At 59.2% G+C, this 16,972-nt stretch carries 16 protein-coding genes; 8 read left to right on the top strand and 8 right to left on the bottom strand.

What is annotated here, in order from left to right; genetic code table 11:
- The coding region (locus tag BMY49_RS17735; RefSeq protein WP_244154916.1) for an RNA-guided endonuclease InsQ/TnpB family protein at positions 1-1,075 on the bottom strand (1,075 nt) is incomplete at its 3' end.
- Between BMY49_RS17735 and tnpA the strand changes: the two genes are divergently transcribed.
- Both tnpA and BMY49_RS05065 read left to right on the top strand, forming a co-directional pair.
- Positions 968-1,423 (top strand): IS200/IS605 family transposase, encoded by a 456-nt coding sequence (gene tnpA / locus BMY49_RS05070; protein WP_089675088.1) that lies wholly within the window; start codon positions 968-970, stop codon positions 1,421-1,423. The genes BMY49_RS17735 and tnpA overlap by 108 nt on opposite strands.
- Positions 1,424-1,644: 221 nt before the next feature.
- Positions 1,645-2,064: an HIT family protein gene (locus BMY49_RS05065; RefSeq protein ID WP_089675079.1), complete on the top strand. Its 420-nt coding sequence runs from the start codon at positions 1,645-1,647 to the stop codon at positions 2,062-2,064.
- 2 nt (positions 2,065-2,066) lie between these two features.
- On the opposite strand, the gene BMY49_RS05060 is transcribed toward BMY49_RS05065, so the two are convergent.
- The 4 genes from BMY49_RS05060 to BMY49_RS05045 all read right to left on the bottom strand — a co-directional run bounded on the left by BMY49_RS05060 (position 2,067) and on the right by BMY49_RS05045 (position 4,726).
- Positions 2,067-3,059: a nickel/cobalt transporter gene (locus tag BMY49_RS05060; RefSeq protein WP_044630149.1), complete on the bottom strand. Its 993-nt coding sequence runs from the start codon at positions 3,057-3,059 to the stop codon at positions 2,067-2,069.
- 61 nt (positions 3,060-3,120) lie between these two features.
- Positions 3,121-3,747: a DUF1007 family protein gene (locus tag BMY49_RS05055; protein ID WP_063610164.1), complete on the bottom strand. Its 627-nt coding sequence runs from the start codon at positions 3,745-3,747 to the stop codon at positions 3,121-3,123.
- A 44-nt stretch (positions 3,748-3,791) separates the two neighbouring features.
- Positions 3,792-4,166, bottom strand: a complete 375-nt coding sequence (locus tag BMY49_RS05050) for a hypothetical protein (RefSeq protein ID WP_044630148.1) — start codon at positions 4,164-4,166, stop codon at positions 3,792-3,794.
- The gene (locus BMY49_RS05045) at positions 4,163-4,726 is read right to left on the bottom strand and encodes a hypothetical protein (RefSeq protein WP_089675077.1); all 564 of its coding nucleotides are present in this window, start codon (positions 4,724-4,726) and stop codon (positions 4,163-4,165) included. Before BMY49_RS05045 ends, BMY49_RS05050 begins: the two co-directional genes overlap by 4 nt.
- 117 nt (positions 4,727-4,843) lie before the next feature.
- On the opposite strand from BMY49_RS05045, the gene BMY49_RS05040 reads away from it, so the two are divergent.
- On the top strand, positions 4,844-5,977 hold the full coding sequence (locus tag BMY49_RS05040; RefSeq protein WP_089675075.1) for a glycerate kinase: 1,134 nt from the start codon (positions 4,844-4,846) through the stop codon (positions 5,975-5,977).
- 246 nt (positions 5,978-6,223) lie between these two features.
- Positions 6,224-6,700, top strand: a complete 477-nt coding sequence (locus BMY49_RS05035; protein ID WP_058577861.1) for a Dps family protein — start codon at positions 6,224-6,226, stop codon at positions 6,698-6,700.
- A 106-nt stretch (positions 6,701-6,806) separates the two neighbouring features.
- On the opposite strand, the gene BMY49_RS05030 is transcribed toward BMY49_RS05035, so the two are convergent.
- Positions 6,807-8,264: an aminoacyl-histidine dipeptidase gene (locus BMY49_RS05030; protein WP_089675073.1), complete on the bottom strand. Its 1,458-nt coding sequence runs from the start codon at positions 8,262-8,264 to the stop codon at positions 6,807-6,809.
- A 32-nt stretch (positions 8,265-8,296) separates the two neighbouring features.
- Positions 8,297-10,501 (bottom strand): tRNA(Met) cytidine acetyltransferase TmcA, encoded by a 2,205-nt coding sequence (locus tag BMY49_RS05025; RefSeq protein WP_089675071.1) that lies wholly within the window; start codon positions 10,499-10,501, stop codon positions 8,297-8,299.
- 332 nt (positions 10,502-10,833) lie between these two features.
- On the opposite strand from BMY49_RS05025, the gene dctP reads away from it, so the two are divergent.
- The 4 genes from dctP (at position 10,834) to BMY49_RS05005 (ending at position 15,707) form a co-directional block, all read left to right on the top strand.
- On the top strand, positions 10,834-11,937 hold the full coding sequence (gene dctP / locus BMY49_RS05020) for a TRAP transporter substrate-binding protein DctP (protein ID WP_044630143.1): 1,104 nt from the start codon (positions 10,834-10,836) through the stop codon (positions 11,935-11,937).
- Between the two features lie 77 nt (positions 11,938-12,014).
- Positions 12,015-12,518 carry a TRAP transporter small permease subunit gene (locus tag BMY49_RS05015; protein WP_089675070.1) on the top strand — a complete coding sequence of 168 codons (504 nt, stop codon included), beginning with the start codon at positions 12,015-12,017 and terminating at the stop codon, positions 12,516-12,518.
- Positions 12,515-13,843, top strand: a complete 1,329-nt coding sequence (locus BMY49_RS05010; protein ID WP_197931357.1) for a TRAP transporter large permease — start codon at positions 12,515-12,517, stop codon at positions 13,841-13,843. Before BMY49_RS05015 ends, BMY49_RS05010 begins: the two co-directional genes overlap by 4 nt.
- A 163-nt stretch (positions 13,844-14,006) precedes the next feature.
- Positions 14,007-15,707 carry an ABC transporter permease gene (locus tag BMY49_RS05005; RefSeq protein WP_089675069.1) on the top strand — a complete coding sequence of 567 codons (1,701 nt, stop codon included), beginning with the start codon at positions 14,007-14,009 and terminating at the stop codon, positions 15,705-15,707.
- A gap of 27 nt (positions 15,708-15,734) precedes the next feature.
- On the opposite strand, the gene BMY49_RS05000 is transcribed toward BMY49_RS05005, so the two are convergent.
- Positions 15,735-16,832 carry an ABC transporter ATP-binding protein gene (locus BMY49_RS05000; protein WP_062361828.1) on the bottom strand — a complete coding sequence of 366 codons (1,098 nt, stop codon included), beginning with the start codon at positions 16,830-16,832 and terminating at the stop codon, positions 15,735-15,737.
- Positions 16,833-16,972 lie beyond the last annotated feature (140 nt).

Here is a 16,972-nt window from a genome sequence, read left to right as displayed (position 1 = left end):
CCCTTACTCGCAACCCGTTGACGCCCTGCGGCCCGCTAAGCGAGCCGCACGACGAACAGGCGCGGGTGGTGTTGGTTTCGCGAACGACCTTGAAGACGATGCCTGCGTGAGCGCATTTATATTCCAGCATCGTTTTCAGTTGTGACCAGCCAGCGTCGTAGACGCTTTTGGCCATCTTGGTCTTCGCGAGCTTGGTTGAGGAAACATCGCCCACGACGATTTCGCCGTACTGGTTGACGAGTTTCCGGGAAAACTTGTGCTGCGCGTCCTGGCGACGGTTCTTGATCTTGGCGTGAATAGCTTTTACCCGCCGCTTGTTGCGGGCACGTTGGGCTGTCGCCAACTGGTCTTCCATGCGGCGGTAGAAGCGGCTGTTTTCCAGCCTTCCTCCATCGCTACAGGTGGCCACATCCTTGAGCCCAAGGTCGATGCCAACGGCGCCCTGCCCAAGCGTCGGTTGCACGTCCACCTCGACCGCAACATTGAAATACCACCGGCCCCGGCTATCTTCGTTGAAACTGCCGGCACGGAACTTGTATGTCGACAGGCCGTAGCTATCCCACACCTTGAAGTAGGTGCCGTTGTGAAATACCTGCCCGTTCTTCCACTTGGCCGCGCCGGTATTGACCGGAATCCAGCCAAGTGAGCGGCGCACACCGCCGGACTTGCGCCAATTCAGGCGGGGCTTTTTGAACTGCTTGCGGCGGGCAACGTATTCAGCAGCAATGCATTGCAGCGTTTGGCTGTGCAGGCCGAGGTCCTTGCCAGCACCCTTGGTATAGGGGTGCATGTCGTAGGCAGACAGAAACAGACCTTTCTCCCGAATGGCTCGGGAAGACAGTTCGTTGAGGTAGTTCCAAACAAAATTCACGCTGCGGGCCATGCGGTTAAGCTCGGCGGCGTGTTTGTCCTTCACTCGAACCTTGAGGGTCTTGGTCTGCTTCATGGCTTCGAATATACTTGGTCTATGGAAACCAAACAAGCTATCAGAACAGGAAGGCACTGCGTTTTTGAACTCCATGTCCATTTGGTCTTTGTCACCAGGTATCGGGGCAAGGTGTTTACCGGCGCGCATCTCAACTCCCTCGAATTGCTTTTCGACCGAGTGTGTCGGGACTTCGAGGCGGAGCTACAGGAGTTCAACGGTGAAACCGATCACGTCCATTTGCTTGTCAACTTTCCACCCAAAGTGGCGGTATCCAAGCTGGTGAATAGTTTGAAGGGGGTATCCAGCCGGCGGATGAAGTTACTACACCCTGAACTGGTGCAGCCCGCCTACCGGAAGAACTCGCTGTGGAGTCCAAGCTACTTTGCGGGAAGTGTCGGAGGCGCCCCCCTGAGCATGGTCAAGCAGTATATTGAGCAACAATCGAGGCCGGACCAGGGGCGCTCTCGCGCCCCTCGCTATCCATCCTCGCACTAGAAGTACGAGGTTTTTCGCGATGTTCGATAAAGCTAGTCGCCAGTAGTTTTTTCATGGTGTTCTCCTTAACAAGTCATTCAACATCGGGAAGCTCCGGCGGCAGCCTTACCGCCTGGGAGTGTTTTCAGCGTAACAGGTTTTAATCATTTCGCCTGTTTTCCCTGACATAACCGTTGCCTGCTATGATGCTAGTCTAACCGTTTGGCTTAGGAGCACTCCGTTTGGCAACCTTTGAACTCGATCCACGCTTAGAGGCCGATACCTTTCCCCTCGCCGACCTACCGCTTTGCCGCGCTCTGCTGATGAACGATGCTCGCTACCCTTGGGTGGTGCTAGTGCCCAGAGTAGCATCGGTCAGCGAAGTGTTTGAACTCAGTCAAGAGGAGCAAGCGCAGCTCTGGCAGGAGGCCACTCAACTGGGAGCGGCCATGAAAGAGGCCTTCCAGGGCGACAAGCTCAATATCGCCACGCTGGGCAACGTGGTCAGCCAGCTACATATCCATTTAGTGGTGCGCTATACCGATGACGCCAGCTGGCCCGCGCCGGTGTGGGGCAACGGCACTCCCAAGCCTTATGAGCTCGCCCAGCAGGGGGAGCGACGGGAACAGCTGCTAGCGCAAATTGAGGGGCTGTCGCTTTAAGCTCAACCGCCCAGCATTGAGCCACGCGCGGGCGGCTCGTTGAGTAACGGGCCGCTGGCAGGCTGCGCCGCACCGGCCAGCGCTAAGGAAATTCCCAGCGCAATAATCACGGCCCCACCGGTGAGTGCCGCCCAGCCCGCCGCTTTCTCGACCCGTTGCTGGCTCTGCTTGTGTAGCCGCTTGGTGGCCCACCCTCGGGCCACGATACTCGCCAGGGCCAGTATCGATACGGTAATGCCCGTGCCCAGCGACATCGCCACCACCGACGCGACCCCCACGTAAAATTGGCCCAAAAGGCTTGCGGCACCTAGCATCAAGATCGCTCCGCTGCAGGGGCGCATACCAATCGCCCCGACGGTCATCAAGGCCGTACGCCAATCCAACGCCTGCTCGGGTTCAATATGATGGGCACCGCCACAGCAGTGGCTGTGGTCGTGGCTGTGATCATGCGCATGTACGTGCTCCATGACCGGCTCACTCTGCACGGCATAGGCATGGCGCAGCTGCTTCACCGCCCGCCAGCAGAGCCAAGCCCCTAATAGCGCTACCAGAAAAAAGCTGGCCTGTTCCACCCATACCACGCTGCCCATGGCTTGACGCGTCACCCAGCCCAGCCCGTGTACCAATATCGCCACCATCGCAATGGCCGTCACGCCCTGCAGTAGCGAGGCAGCAAACGAGAGCCCTAGCGCCCGGCGAGTCGCACCGCCATGAGACGCCAAATAGGTGGCCAATACTGCTTTACCATGCCCAGGCCCTGCGGCATGAAACACGCCGTAGGCGAAGCTCACGCCAAGCAGCGTTAGCCACGTGCCGGTGGAAGGCGTTCGTGACAACTCGGTAATCGCCAGGGTCAGGCTGCGGTGTAGTTCTCGCTGCCACGTAAGTAGCTGCAGGCTGGCACCCTGTAAGTTCGCCTGTACCGCCCACACCAGCAGCGCCACGCCTAATAGCACCAGGGCACCAGTGGCCAACTGTCGTCCCGTTAACGGCATCATTCCCCCTCCGCACAAAAGATATAAAGTAACACTTTATACATGACCAGCCAGTAGGCCGCTAGCGGCAATCCACCCGCCCTGTTTCCGCAAAGTGGCGGCCTAATCCCGGTTCGCCTTCCTCGTCCACGTCTAGTAGTGACGCCTGCAACACCTTCTCCGGATCGGGGTCGGCGGGTAGCACGCTTAGCGTGCAATCGGGTTCGCCGTTGAGAATCAGCGCCTGAGGAGAGGGCTCGTCGCCCTCTTCCTCATGTACCATCTCGATGTAGTACGTGGGGTCAAAGACTTGATACTCCAGCACCTGACCGCTCAAAGGCTGGGGTGAGGTCAGCGGTAAAATAAACATAAACGTTAAACGGCCGTCCCGCTCCAGTGCGGTGTACTCGGTGACCTCGCCAAACGTCTGCGGCTTGTCGCCGATCCGCACCTCGGTAAAGTAGTGCTGAGGAGTCAAGTTATTGCGAATCTCACTGCCCAACTGATCCAGCCCCTGCTCCAGGCTCGTGCCTGGTACCTGCTGCAACTCCTCCATGACGACCAAGCTATAAAAGGGGTCCATTCGCCACGTTTGATGAAGCCCGGTGACTGCACCGTCGTCGTTGGTAATGACCCGCACGCTCATATCGATCCAGCCATGGGGGTGCGCCATAGCTAAAGGGCTAGCCAACAGGCTACCCACCACCAACGCCTGACAGGTGCGCCGAACCGATACCCGTGGCCATGCTCTTATCACGGTAATTCTCCTAATTTGCGCTGTAACTCCACGAGCCAGGGATCTAGCACATAAGGCGGTATCGGCTGGCTACCGCGCAGTGCTGACACGCTCACTAAGCTGCCTCCTTGTGCATCGCTTACTTGTAGTTGGATGCGATACTCCGGCCAGCGTGCCAGGCTTGCCTCGGCGCGCCCTAAGGTCAAATCAGCGTGGCGTATCACATAGCCCTGCTCCATCATCAGTGCTACCGCCTCGCGGAAGGTTTGCTCCATTGGCGCGCTATAGCGCAGCTCGCGCGGTTCAAGAGGTTGCGTGGTGGCACAGCCTGCCAGCCACAGCGTGGCGCATAGCGTGAGCGCTACCCATGAGGTATGGCGAAACGGTGTCATGATGCCCCCTGCGGTGTGACGGATGACGAAAAAGCGTCCTGGAAACGGCCACAGAAATCATCGTTACTGGCGCTATAGGATTCTCGCAGGTCGCCCAGGTGGTCAAAGCGTCGAATGTCCCTTGAAATGCGCAGATGGCCATCGCGGGCAAGCAGCGATACCCGCTCTACCTCAACGGGCTGCTGGCCAAAACCTGGGCCGAAGGAGCCACCCACGCCAATCCCTACGCCGCGACCAATACCAAACCCGCCAAACAGGCGGAAGCCGCTGCCGTAGCCATAGTCGTAGTCATAGCGGTCATAGTAGCCGATCAGCTCGCGCTCCCGGGAGGCACTCACTAGCCCAAGCTCCGTATCAGTGGTCTCCAACGAAAACCCCCAGGCTTCCAGCACGTCGATGCTATCCGTCAAAACGCTCAGCGTTTCATCTGGCGCAGACTGGCCGGTGGGGAAGTAGCAAGCCGCCGCTGGCGCAGGCTCCGCTTGGGGCAGCCGGTCAGGAACCGTCTGACAACCCGCCAGTGCCAACAGGCAGGTAATGCTAAGGGGTATGGCCTTCATGATAAATCCTCTCGCTACCTTCGTGGCTGGTGTGCCACCAAGCAGCGCGCTAAGCTCGCCAACAGACATTAAAAAGAACGACAACACGCTGAGACAACGTTTTAAGGAGGTTGTGCGATGAAAGTACTGCTTTGCCCTGACAGTTTTAAGGACGCCTTGGATGCCGAAGAGGCCGCCAAGGCCATGGCACAAGGTATTCAACGGGCAGCGCCCAACGCCATCACACAGCTCTGCCCCCTGGCGGATGGCGGCGAAGGCAGCCTTGATGCCTTAATTGCCGCCACCCATGCCGAGCGCCGTACGCTCACGGTGCAAGACGCCCTTGGGCGGCCACGCCAAGCCGCCTGGGGCTGGCTAAGCGAGCAGCGTACCGCGTTTATCGAGCTGGCAGAAGCCAGCGGCCTGCAGCACCTGACCCACGCAGAGCGCAGCGCCCTGCATACCACCACCTTCGGCGTGGGCGAGCTGTTTCTCGCTGCCCTAGATGCAGGCGCCACCCATGCCCTGCTGCTGCTCGGCGGAAGCGCCACCAACGATGCGGGCGCAGGAATGCTGCAAGCATTGGGGGCTACGCTACTGGATGCCCAGGGCCAGCCGCTGCCTCCAGGCGGCGGCGCACTCCAGCAGCTTGCGACCCTGGATCTTTCGACGTTAGACCCGCGCTTGGCCGAATTACGCGTAGAGGCCGCCGTGGATGTGGATAACCCACTGCTAGGCGAACGCGGTGCCAGTGCCGTCTTCGGCCCACAAAAGGGCGCGACAGACGCCGATGTGGCAACGCTAGACCGCGCACTCGGCCACTTTGCCGACCTCACCGCCAAGGCGCTGGGCCGAGACGACCGAGAGCTGCCAGGAGCGGGAGCGGCAGGCGGCATGGGGTTTGCGGCGCACTGCTTTTTGAACGCGACGCTAACGCCAGGCATTGAAATGATCATGCAGCAGGCGAATTTTGCCCAATTACTGAACGATGCAGATTTAGTGATTACCGGCGAGGGCCGCCTAGATGGCCAGAGCTTAGCGGGCAAAACGCCGATTGGTGTCTCACGCGCCGCTAAGCGCCAGGGCAAGCCGGTGATTGTGCTCGCGGGTAGCCTAGGCGATGGCTGGCAAGCCTGCACGGAAGAAGGCGTTACCGCCGCCTTTGCGCTAGCCGATGGCCTAATGACATTAGAACAGGCGCTACCCCGCACGGCAGAGCTTCTGGCAGACCGTTGCGAAAGCATCGCACGCCTGTGGCTTGCAAGCCGCTGAGCGCGACTTTGAGCGGGTCGTGGAGCGAGCCTTGAAGATAAGCCCCTTGAAATGACGCGCCTGCGCCTACATTTCTTTATTCATCAGCGATGAGTCAGCCGTCGCCAGCTCACCGCTCTAATGGTAGGGCGCTATAGCTGCGATGCAAAAAACCTGTTTTGCATCACAAGCACAGCGCCTTAAGCTAGATCAAACGATTTGATGGCCGTACTTTTTCAGCGCGGCTCCAACCATGGAGGAGCACAAATGGATAATATGAACAGCATTGGCCTACACGAAGGCAGCGCCAGCCAGTTAGCCGAGAAACTCAATCACCTGCTGGCCAACTATCAGATTTTTTACATGAATGTGCGTGGCTACCACTGGAACGTGAAGGGCAACGACTTCTTTGAGCTGCATGCCAAGTTTGAAGAGTTCTACACTGACCTGCTGACCAAAGTAGATGAAGTGGCCGAGCGTATTCTCACCCTGGGGCATAAGCCGGTACACGCCTACAGCGATTACGTGAAGCTGTCGCGCATCCAAGAAGACAAAGATGTCCACGATGGCAAGACCTGCGTGCAAGGCGTTCTGGCAGGCTATCAAACGCTGATCGAACTGCAGCGCGAACTGCTGGCGCTAGCGTCTGACGCCGACGACGAAGGCACCGCCGCCCAGGCGGGCGACTACATCCGCGAGCAGGAAAAAACCGTGTGGATGCTCAACGCCTATTTAGGCAAGTAAGTTCGGTGAACAGCCGCGATTAATAACACTGCGGCTCTTCGTCCCTAATAAAAACGGCACCTTCGCGGTGCCGTTTTTATTGCTCTTTTGCTACTTTAGCATGGCGTTACTTCGCCAGCGCCGCTACCAGATCGCGCAGCATGGCCCAGAACTCCGCCACGGACTCGATCTCCACCCGCTCATCCGGCGAGTGCGCGCCGCGAATCAGCGGGCCAAAGGAAATCATGTCCAAGTGCGGGTATTTGCTGCCCAAAATACCGCACTCTAGCCCTGCATGGATCACTTTCACCTCGGGCTCGTGGCCCATCAGCGCCGCGTGGCGCGCCTTGAAGGTGGCCAGTAGCGGGCTATCCGGGTTGGGTGCCCAGCCGGGGTAGCCGTTTTCGACTTTCACCCGTGCGCCCATTAGCCCAAACAGCGCCTGAAAGCGCTCGGCCATCGCTTGGGCAGCGCTATCGTGCAACGAACGCACCAGGGCGCAGAGGTGGAAACGCCCCTGCTCGACGCTTAACACGCCCAGGTTGTTGGAGGTTTCGACTACGCCTGGCACGTCGGCGCTCATGCGCTCGACGCCACACGGGGCGGCATGTAGCGCGGCCAGCAGCATGGCGCTAGCGTCCAGGGTCAGCGGCTCAGCGTCGGCCTGTTCCGCACGGGTGGCGGTCAATACCAAGCCGCTATCGCCACTGCCCAGCTCGGCTTTGAGGGTCACGGCCAGCTTCTCAACGGCCGCCAGGGCGGCGTCCATATCATCGGCGGGCAGCGCTACCTGGGCAAAGGCTTCACGGGGAATGGCGTTGCGCAGCGTGCCGCCCTGGTAGCTCACCAGGCGGGCACCGAAGGCCTCCAGTGCCCACAGCACACGTACCAGCAGGCGGTTAGCGTTTCCCAAAGGCTTATGGATATCCATGCCCGAGTGGCCGCCTTTCAGGCCGGTGAGCGAGAGAGAAAGGAGTTGCTCACCCTCCTGCAGGGCAGCGCTGGGCAGTTGCGCATCGACCACCACATCCGCGCCGCCCGCACAGCCGATATACACCTCGCCACGGTCTTCGCTATCCAAGTTGAGCAGCAGCGAGCCTTCCAACCAGTTTTCGGCAAGGTTCAGCGCACCGCCCATGGAGGTCTCTTCTTCCAGGGTGAACAGCGCTTCCAGCGGGCCATGGGTCAGCTCGGGGTCTTCCAGTACGGCCAAAATGGCCGCCACGCCCATGCCATTATCCGCCCCTAGAGTGGTGCCTTCAGCGTAAAGCCATCCCTCTTTGACCACGGTGCGAATGGGGTCACGGGTAAAGTCGTGCTCATGCCCCGAGTTGGCCTGGGCTACCATATCCAGGTGCCCCTGCAGCACGATACCGGGAGCGTCTTCACAGCCGGGCGTTGCGGGCTTGCGAATGCGCAGGTTGCCAAAGGCATCCCGGTCGTGGGTGAGCCCCTGAGCATCGGCCCAGGCTTCTAACGTCGCCACCAAAGCGGCTTCATGGCCGGAGGGGCGCGGCGTGTTACACAGGGTGCGAAAGTGCTGCCATACAAGGCGTGGTTCGAGCGCTGCTAGATGTGCGTTCATGGAAACTCTTCATTATCGATAACGGGCTTACTTTACCGCTCTGGCTCACTGGGGAAAAGCGCACATGCTTCGATCACCTGCTGTACAGCCTGACGTAAGCATTGTACGGCCTCTTTTTGAGCCTTAGCGAACGGCTGATTTTGGTAGGCCCAAGCAGCGAGCTGCTGATGCGCCTGCTGGGCCTCACCTAACGGTTGGCGGCTGGCTTCACGCGCCAGCGCCTGCAGCGCCGGGCGAGCCAGGGCGGGGTCGCGGCGAGCATAAGCGACATCGTGAATGGCTTGGTGCTCGGCTACGCTAAGCGGATGGCCGAGGAGCGAGGTAAGCAACAGCGCCACCACCGAAGCAGGCAGTGTTGCCAATTCAAACGCCAACAGGCCGGGTAGCGAAGCGGCAAAGCCAGCGGTTAATTCACTTAGCACCGACTGCCCCTCTTGGTTGAGCGATTTGGCGACCATCACGGCGTATTCGCCAGTGGCGGCTTCTCGGGTAATACCTAAACGCACCGGCACAAACCCCAGTGCCAGCCAAAAGCGCAGCAGCGACGCCTCTGCGCCAAAGGCGGCACCGTACAAGCCAATGCCATGCTGAGCAGCGCTGACCATATCCTCTTCTAACAGCTGCCGCCCCAACCCTTCGCGACGGCGCTGTGGGTGAGCAGCAATGCGTGCCACCCGCCGCCAGCGGGCGGTTAGCGCCTCACGGCTGCCGCAATGGGCCGCCAGCGACTGCGCCAACAAATGCCCCTGAGCTCTGCGCTCGCCTCGCGCTACCTGCTCGGCAAGCGCGGCATCAAAGCCGCCCTCCTCTCGCGTGATCAGCACCGCTTGGGGGTCAGCCCCATCGCTGCCTAGCACCATGCGCAGCGACGTGCCAGGGCCATCCAGCAGTTGGCGTAAATCACTCGGCGTGGTGCGGTAGTGGGACTGCACCAGCAGGCCAAACATCTGTTCCAGCAAAGCCCCCCGCTCCGCTAGCTGCGCTTGGCTAATCACCATACTGGGAAGCCGCTCGCCCTGGTGTGGCTCTACTTTGGGTAGCGGCGCATCGAGTAAAAGCAGGTGTTGAATGACGGCTTCCAGCGGGTCACCGGCTGACCAACGTATTGGCGTTTGCAGCGTCAATTCACGCCACTGGGGCGCTTGGCGGTCTAGCACATCGCGAAAACGTAGCGCAAAGCCGCGCCCCGAGCCTTCGTAGCCATGCACCGTCGTGGCAAACGCAATGCGCGGAAAGGCCACCAGCCAGCGGGCCAGCAACGACGCCGGAATGGCGGCGGCTTCATCCACCAGCAGCATACTGCCGCTGCCTCCTAACGTGCCCTGCTCTATCTGTTCTGTCAGAACATCCGGCGGCAAAAAGCGCAGCCGACTGCCGTTGGGAAGCGACACCTCGGCGTGGCCATGCTGCGTCACCTCAGGGCACAGCGCCGCCACTCGGCTAAAGACGCTCTCCACTGCGCTAAGCCGAGGGGCCGTGAGCAGGAGTTCTACGTCACCGCTTTGCTGCAGTAAGCGCGCGCAGGCTATGCCCAAAGCGGCACTTTTGCCTCGCCCCCGGTCGGCAGTCACCACCAGCGGGCGGCGGCGTTTGAGCTTGACCAGCGCGCTCACTGCGCTGGCCTGGTCTAGGGTGAGACAGTCAGCATCGTCCCATTGGGCGGCAGCTTCTTGCCGTTTGCTCAACGCGGGTAGCCATAGCGCACCACCAACGGGCCAGCGGATCACGGCGTTCGTCTCGCCCAACTGACAGGCCAACCGCGCTAAATAGTGCGCGCTGAGCGCTTCCCACTGCCAAGGGTAATCGGCAAAGCGGGCGTAGTCGGGATCGGGTTGGCTGCCCCACGTCGCTGGGGTGACCAGCACCAGCAGACCGCCAGCGCTGACGGTGCCCGCTAGTGCGCCTAGGGCATCTGGATCTAACCCTTGGTGGCCGCTGGCATCCAGGATCACCAGCTGATGCTCTGCTCCCAGCCGGGTGCGCGCTTTGCGGCTTGGCAAGCTCGGTGCTACCGGCGCTTGCTGGCCATCCCCTATCCACAGTGGCGCACTCCAGTCGAGTGCTTGCCATAGCGCCAACGCCTGCTGGCGCGCCTGCTCTGGAGCACCGTTAAGCCACACTAACCCCCGCCAGCCGCGCCGCTTTAAACGGCGGGCATAGCTGGCTAACACAGCAGCTTGTTGTGCAACGGCAGTGCCAGCCGGTGAGGTAGGCTCAGCGTGGTGCGGCCTGCCCATGGCAACTCCTTAAAATAAAAATTCTCTTACAACTTTGGTTTAACAAATAGGCGCTTTTCAACGTTTTATCACCATATCCCCCCTGTGGAAGTGCACCTAATAGCATTTTAAAGCGATGTTTTGACTGCCATTTTTCAAATAAAACGGCAACAAAGCCCGCGTTAGCTTCCTTGTATTACTGATATTGCGCTGCAGCGGGGGGTATATGCTAGCTTAGCGATGCAGCGCAGGATGTTTTACTTTACGTAAACGTTAGCCTGCCCGCTGTACTTTCCTGCTTTCAGGTCATTAACACTAATAACGCTAACCGCCAAAGTACCAGGAAACATACAATGAAAAAGACTACAAAATTCGCATTGACCAGCCTTGCCGCTGGCGTCGCTTTCGCCGCTCTCACCTCCACCGCCCAGGCACAAGAGCAGTGGACCATGACCTCCACCTGGCCGGAGAACCTGGATCTGATCAAGATCGACCAGCACTGGGCAGAGTTGGTTAACCAACTAGCGGGCGACGAAGTTCAAATTAACTTCCGCGCAGGCGGCACCTTGATGCCCGGCACCGAAGTCTTCGACGCCACTGAAACCGGCGCTATCCAAGCCGCAGGTGACTGGCCCGGCTACTGGGCAGGCTTAAACCCAGCGTTCTCGCCGCTGGCCACCACCACCAGTTTGTTCAACGGTGTCGATTATCTGAACTGGATCCAACAGTGGGGCGGTTTTGAGCTCTACCAAGAGATCTATGGCCAGTACAACATGGTTTACCTGCCCTACGGTATTACCAACAATGAATCCGGCTTTATGGGCCGCACGCCCATCGAGAGCATCGCCGACCTAGAAGGCAAGCGCCTGCGTCTTTCTGGCCGTGACCAGGGCCGTGTGCTTGAAGAGTTGGGCGGCTCACAGGTCACACTGGCTGGTGGCGAAGTGTACCAAGCCATTGAGCGTGGCGTGATTGACGCAGGTGAGTTCTCCACCCCTGGCGTTGACTTCAATGCAGGCTTTGCCGAAGTGGCCGACTACTGGGCGACCCCCGGCTGGCACCAGTCAGCGAGCGTGTTCGGCGTTATGATCAACAAAGATTCTTGGGATGCGCTTTCTGAAGAGACGCAAGCCAAGCTGCGTATCGCTGCCGAAGCCACCATGGCGTGGTCCCTCTCCTGGTCTGAGCGCGAATCCACCGAAGCGACCCAGAAGTTTATCGACGCGGGCGTGACCATCAACCAGTTCTCTGAAGAGGATCTGGCGCGTATCCAGGAGATCACCAACGAGGTCATCGTACGCGGCGCCTGTGAGAACCCTGACCATGCTAAGGTCTACCACTCCATGATCACCTACCTGCAAGAGTACGCCGCATGGCGTGATGTGACGGCCCCCTTCAACATGAGCCGTACCATGGATAACCTGCCCTCACTGGAAGAGATCGAAGCCTGCCTATAAGGCATTCACTATAAAAGCGTAACATTGCCGCCCCAGCACCTGCCGGGGCGGCCTTAGCTCAGTTGCGGAGATCTTCCATGAATGCGATTGCCAAGGCGATCGATGCGATTAACGAGCTGTTTGGCCGCATTATCGCGCCGTTAATTGCCATCATTACTCTCATAGTGCTTTACGACATTGTGTCGCGCTTTTTTTTCGGCCGCCCCAGCGACTGGGCGTTCGATATTACGAAGATGCTGTTCGGCGCTCACTTTATGCTCATGGCGGCTTACGGGTTGCGTCATCACGCTCACGTTGAGGTGGATGTGGTGAAGCGTTTGCTATCTCGTAAGAAGCAGGCCGTGCTGGATCTCATTGGCTACCTAGTTTTCTTCGTGCCGTTTATTTGGCTGCTGCTGACCTACGGCTGGCGCTTCTTTGAGCGCTCCTTTAGCCGTGGCGAAACCACCTATGGCATGGTCTCGATTCCCGTTTACCCGGTGAAAGGGGTCATCGTCGTGGCCGCTGCGCTAATTTTGCTGCAGGCGATTGCCATCGTCCTACACGCCATCATGCAGCTGCGTGAGGAGACATCCGCATGAGTGCAGAACTACTGACGCTGGTGATGTTCGGCGGGCTGCTGGTCGGGCTGTTTATGGGCCATCCGCTAGCCTTTGTGCTGGGCGGCATGGCGGTCATCGGCGCGTATCTAGGCCCCGGCATTAATACCCTCGGCATTATTATTAATAACGTTTATGGCAACGCCATGGACAACTATGTGCTGGTCGCCATTCCGCTGTTTATTTTGATGGCGCGCTTTCTCAACGACTCCGGCGTCACGGAGAAGATGTTCGACGCCATGCGCCTGCTGCTGGCGAATGTGCGCGGCGGCCTCGCCTTAACCGTCGTTGTTGTTTCGGTATTGCTGGCCGCTACGACCGGTATTGTTGGGGCATCCATTGCCGTTATGGGGATGATCGCGCTGGTGCCGATGCTGAAGTATGGCTACAACAAAGAGCTCAGCGCGGGCGTGATCATGGCCAGCGGCTGTCTAGGCATTTTGATTCCGCCCAGCATCATGCTGATTTTGATGGCCAGCTACTCGCCGGTGTCGGTGGGTGCGCTGTTTGCCGGGGCGCTGATTCCAGGCCTGCTGCTGGGCGTGATGTACGCGCTTTACGTGGTGCTGATCTGCTGGCTGAAACCCAGCTACGGCCCCAAGGTGCCGAAAGAGGAGCGCGCGGAAGTCAGCACCAAAGAGCTGCTTATTATGCTGGGCAAGTACGTGGTGCCGCCGATGTCGCTGATCCTGGGCGTGCTCGGTGCTCTATTTACCGGGATCGCCACCGCGACCGAGGCCTCGGCGATTGGCGTGTTTATCGCCTTCTTGCTGTTCTTAATCTTTGGCGACCGTAAGCTCTCTACCTGCTACAACACGCTGATCGAAGCGGGTAAAACCACCACCATGGTGATGCTGGTACTGGTGGGCGCGACGGCGTTTACCGGCGTGTTCTCCATTGGCGGCGGTATGACGGTGATCAGCGACTTCGTACTGGCCATGCCAGGCGGCACCTTTGGCGCGCTGCTGCTGATGCTGTTCCTGGTCTTTATCCTGGGTATGTTCCTGGACTGGACCGGCATTGTGCTGCTGAGCTTCCCGATTATGCTGCCGATCATTGCTCAGATGGGCGTGGACGTATTGTGGTTCGTGGTCATGGTCGCGGTGGTACTGCAGACCTCCTTCCTCACACCGCCGTTTGGCTATGCGCTGTTCTACCTCAAAGGGGTGGCACCGCCAGGGGTTGAGATCGTCGATCTGTACAAAGCGGTGGTACCGTTTGTAGCGATCATCATTCTGGCCTGTATCCTGATGTCTATCTTCCCCAGCTTGATTACCGGGCTACCTAGCATGATGGTGGGCTACTAACACATCAGCGGTTAGGCCTGCGCTAAATCCCTCCGCTTTGCGGGGGGATTTTTTTGCCTGCCCGAATGCTGGCTGCACCCCACTGACGCAAGTGATACTATTTGCAACCGCTATTTTTTCGCATTGACGAGCCATACTGCCCCTCGTCCAAGGAGCCAACGACGTGTCTACACCTGCTCGCCGGTCACCATCGGCTCTGCTTTCAGGTTTCGCATCACGCTTTACGCTGTCGCTTAACCCTTGGTCAATTGCACTTTTTCTGATTGCCCTGATTGTGGCACTGCCTATTTTGGTCGTGCTTGGCCATATCGTGATGCCCACCGAAGGCGTTTGGCAGCACCTGGCCAGCACCGTGCTGCCCCGCTATCTCTCGAATACGTTCTGGTTAGTGCTATGGGTAGGCTTAGGCACCCTGGTGATTGGCACCGGAACGGCGTGGCTGGTGGTGATGTGTCGCTTCCCCGGCAAGCGCCTATTTGAGTGGGCGCTACTGCTGCCGCTGGCGGTGCCGACCTATGTGATTGCTTATGCCTACACCGATTTTCTACAGGTGGCGGGGCCGCTACAAAGCCTGCTGCGGGAGTGGTTTCACTGGCAGGTCGGCGACTACTACTTCCCCAATGTACGCTCGTTGGGGGGCGCTGCCACGCTGATCACCTTCGTGCTTTACCCCTATGTGTACCTGCTGGCCCGCGCTTCCTTCTTAGAGCAGTCGGTGTGCGTCTTGGATGTTGGTCGCACGTTAGGGCGCGGCCCCTGGCGTTTATTTGCCAGCGTGGCGCTGCCGCTGGCGCGCCCAGCGCTGGTGGGTGGCGTGTCGCTGGTGTTGATGGAAACGCTCAATGAGTTTGGCGCGGTGCAGTTCTTTGGGGTGGATACCTTTACCACGGGTATTTACCGCACCTGGTTTGGCCTGGGCGAGCCGATTGCCGCTGCCCAGCTAGCCGCTTGCCTACTCACTTTTGTGATTGCTTTTGTGCTGCTGGAGCGCTGGTCGCGGGGTAAGCGCCGCTACTTCCACACCACCAACCGCTATCAACAGTTGCCTGAGTACAGGTTGCACGGCTGGCACGCCGTCGGGGCGACGCTGGCCTGCCTGTTACCAATCACCGTTGGCTTCTTGCTGCCCAGCGGTATTCTGCTGGAAATGGCGATGACTACCGGCGACAGCCTATTTGGCACGCGCTTCATCGGCTTTGCCATGAACAGCCTGAGCCTCGCTACGGTGGCAGCGCTGATTGCGGTGGGGCTGGCGGTGCTGCTGAGCTACGGCGTGCGGCTGCACAACTCCCCCAGTGCGCGACTGTTTACCCGCATTGCGGCGATGGGTTACGCCATTCCTGGCTCGGTGGTGGCCGTGGGTATTTTGATTCCGTTTGCCTGGCTGGATAACGCGCTCAACACTTGGCTTCACACCCATTACGATAAGATCATCGGGCTGGTGTTTAGCGGCACGGCGTTCATCTTGATTTACGCCTATGTGGTGCGCTTTTTGGCGGTGTCGTTTAACGCAGTAGAGGCGAGCCTGGGCAAAGTGACGCCAAGCATGGACGCCGCCTCGCGCACCTTAGGGCAAACTGCCGGCGGCACATTGCGGCGCATTCATACGCCACTGATGCGCAGCAGCCTATTGGCCGCGGGCATTCTGGTGTTTGTGGATGTGATGAAGGAGCTGCCCGCCACGATTATTTTGCGGCCGTTTAACTTCGACACGCTGGCGGTGCGCGCTCACAGTTTGGCGTCCGATGAGCGCTTGGCGGAGGCGTCTACTGCATCGCTCACCATTGTGGTGGTGGGGATTCTACCGGTAATTCTACTCAGCTTGGCGATGCGCCGGGCGCGCCCAGGCAGCCAAGCCGAGTAATTAAAACGCGCAACTAACGCGGAAAGACTAACGCGGAAAGATAAATACCTGGGTGTGGTCGAGGTCGATATCAATCGGCTGCCCCTCCTGGGGCAGGAAGACCCCTGGTACCCGTGCGTGCAGGTGCGCTTCTTGGCCATCAGCACCGTGGGCACATAGGTGAATCAAGCTAGTGCGGCCCAGTAGTTTCGCCATCACCACGTGGCTGTGGCTGTGGGTTTCCGCAGGCAGGTCGCGCTCTTTGATACGCAGCGCCTCCGGGCGGATCATCACCTGGGCCTGGCTACCCTCTGGCAGCCAGCTGGCATCTATGTCGCCTACCGGCGTTTGTACCACGCCTCCTTCCACCATCCCTTCAAGCTCGTTCACTTCCCCAAAGAAGGTCACCACAAATGGGTCGACGGGAGCGCAGTAAAGCTCCCGCGGGGTACCCGTTTGGACGATTTTGCCATCGCGCATCAAGGCGATACGGTCGGCCATAAACATCGCTTCTTCCGGGTCGTGAGTCACCAGCAGCGTGGCAGAGCCCAGCTTTTTCAACACGTGCAGCGTATCGTCGCGAATCCGATCACGCAGCCGAGCGTCCAGGCTGGAGAAGGGTTCATCCAACAGCATTAGCTTGGGCGTAGGTGCCAGAGCTCGGGCCAGCGCCACGCGCTGCTGCTGACCGCCGGAGAGCATATGCGGGTAGGTATCGGCGTAGTCAGCCATGCCAAGCTGGGTTAATAGCTCCAGCGCACGTTCACGGCGCTGGCTGGAGGGCAGATGCTTTAAGCCGAAAGTGACATTTTCCAACACGCTAAGGTGGGGGAACAGCGCCGAATCCTGAAACGCCAGCCCGACGTTGCGCTTTTCCGGCGGTACATGGCGTTTGCCGGGGGCGGCAATGGCCTGCCCTTCCAGGCTGACGGTGCCTTCTTGGACCACTTCCAGCCCTGCCGCAATGCGCAGTAGCGTGGTTTTACCGCAGCCGGAAGGGCCAAGCAGGCAGACCACTTCGCCCTGAGCAATGTCGAGATCAATACCTTTAACAACTTTGTTAGCCGCAAACGTATGCTGAACATCGCGTAGCGACAGCGCCGATGCAGGTGCTGCCACCTCAGAAAGGGACACAGTTGCCGTCATTCGTTCACCCATGGTTTGTTCGCCGGGAGAGCGCTGACCGCTCAGCCATTGCGAACACGGTTGAAAGTTATTTGCATTCTATTTTCTATTGGCGTGAGATGCACGTCTAGGCACAAAAAGTGATGCGAGTCATTAGCATT

The organism is Vreelandella aquamarina (assembly GCF_900110265.1).
GTDB lineage: Bacteria > Pseudomonadota > Gammaproteobacteria > Pseudomonadales > Halomonadaceae > Vreelandella > Vreelandella aquamarina.
The sequence above is the reverse complement of the archived record's forward strand: the minus strand, read 5'-3'. Positions and strand labels throughout refer to the sequence as shown.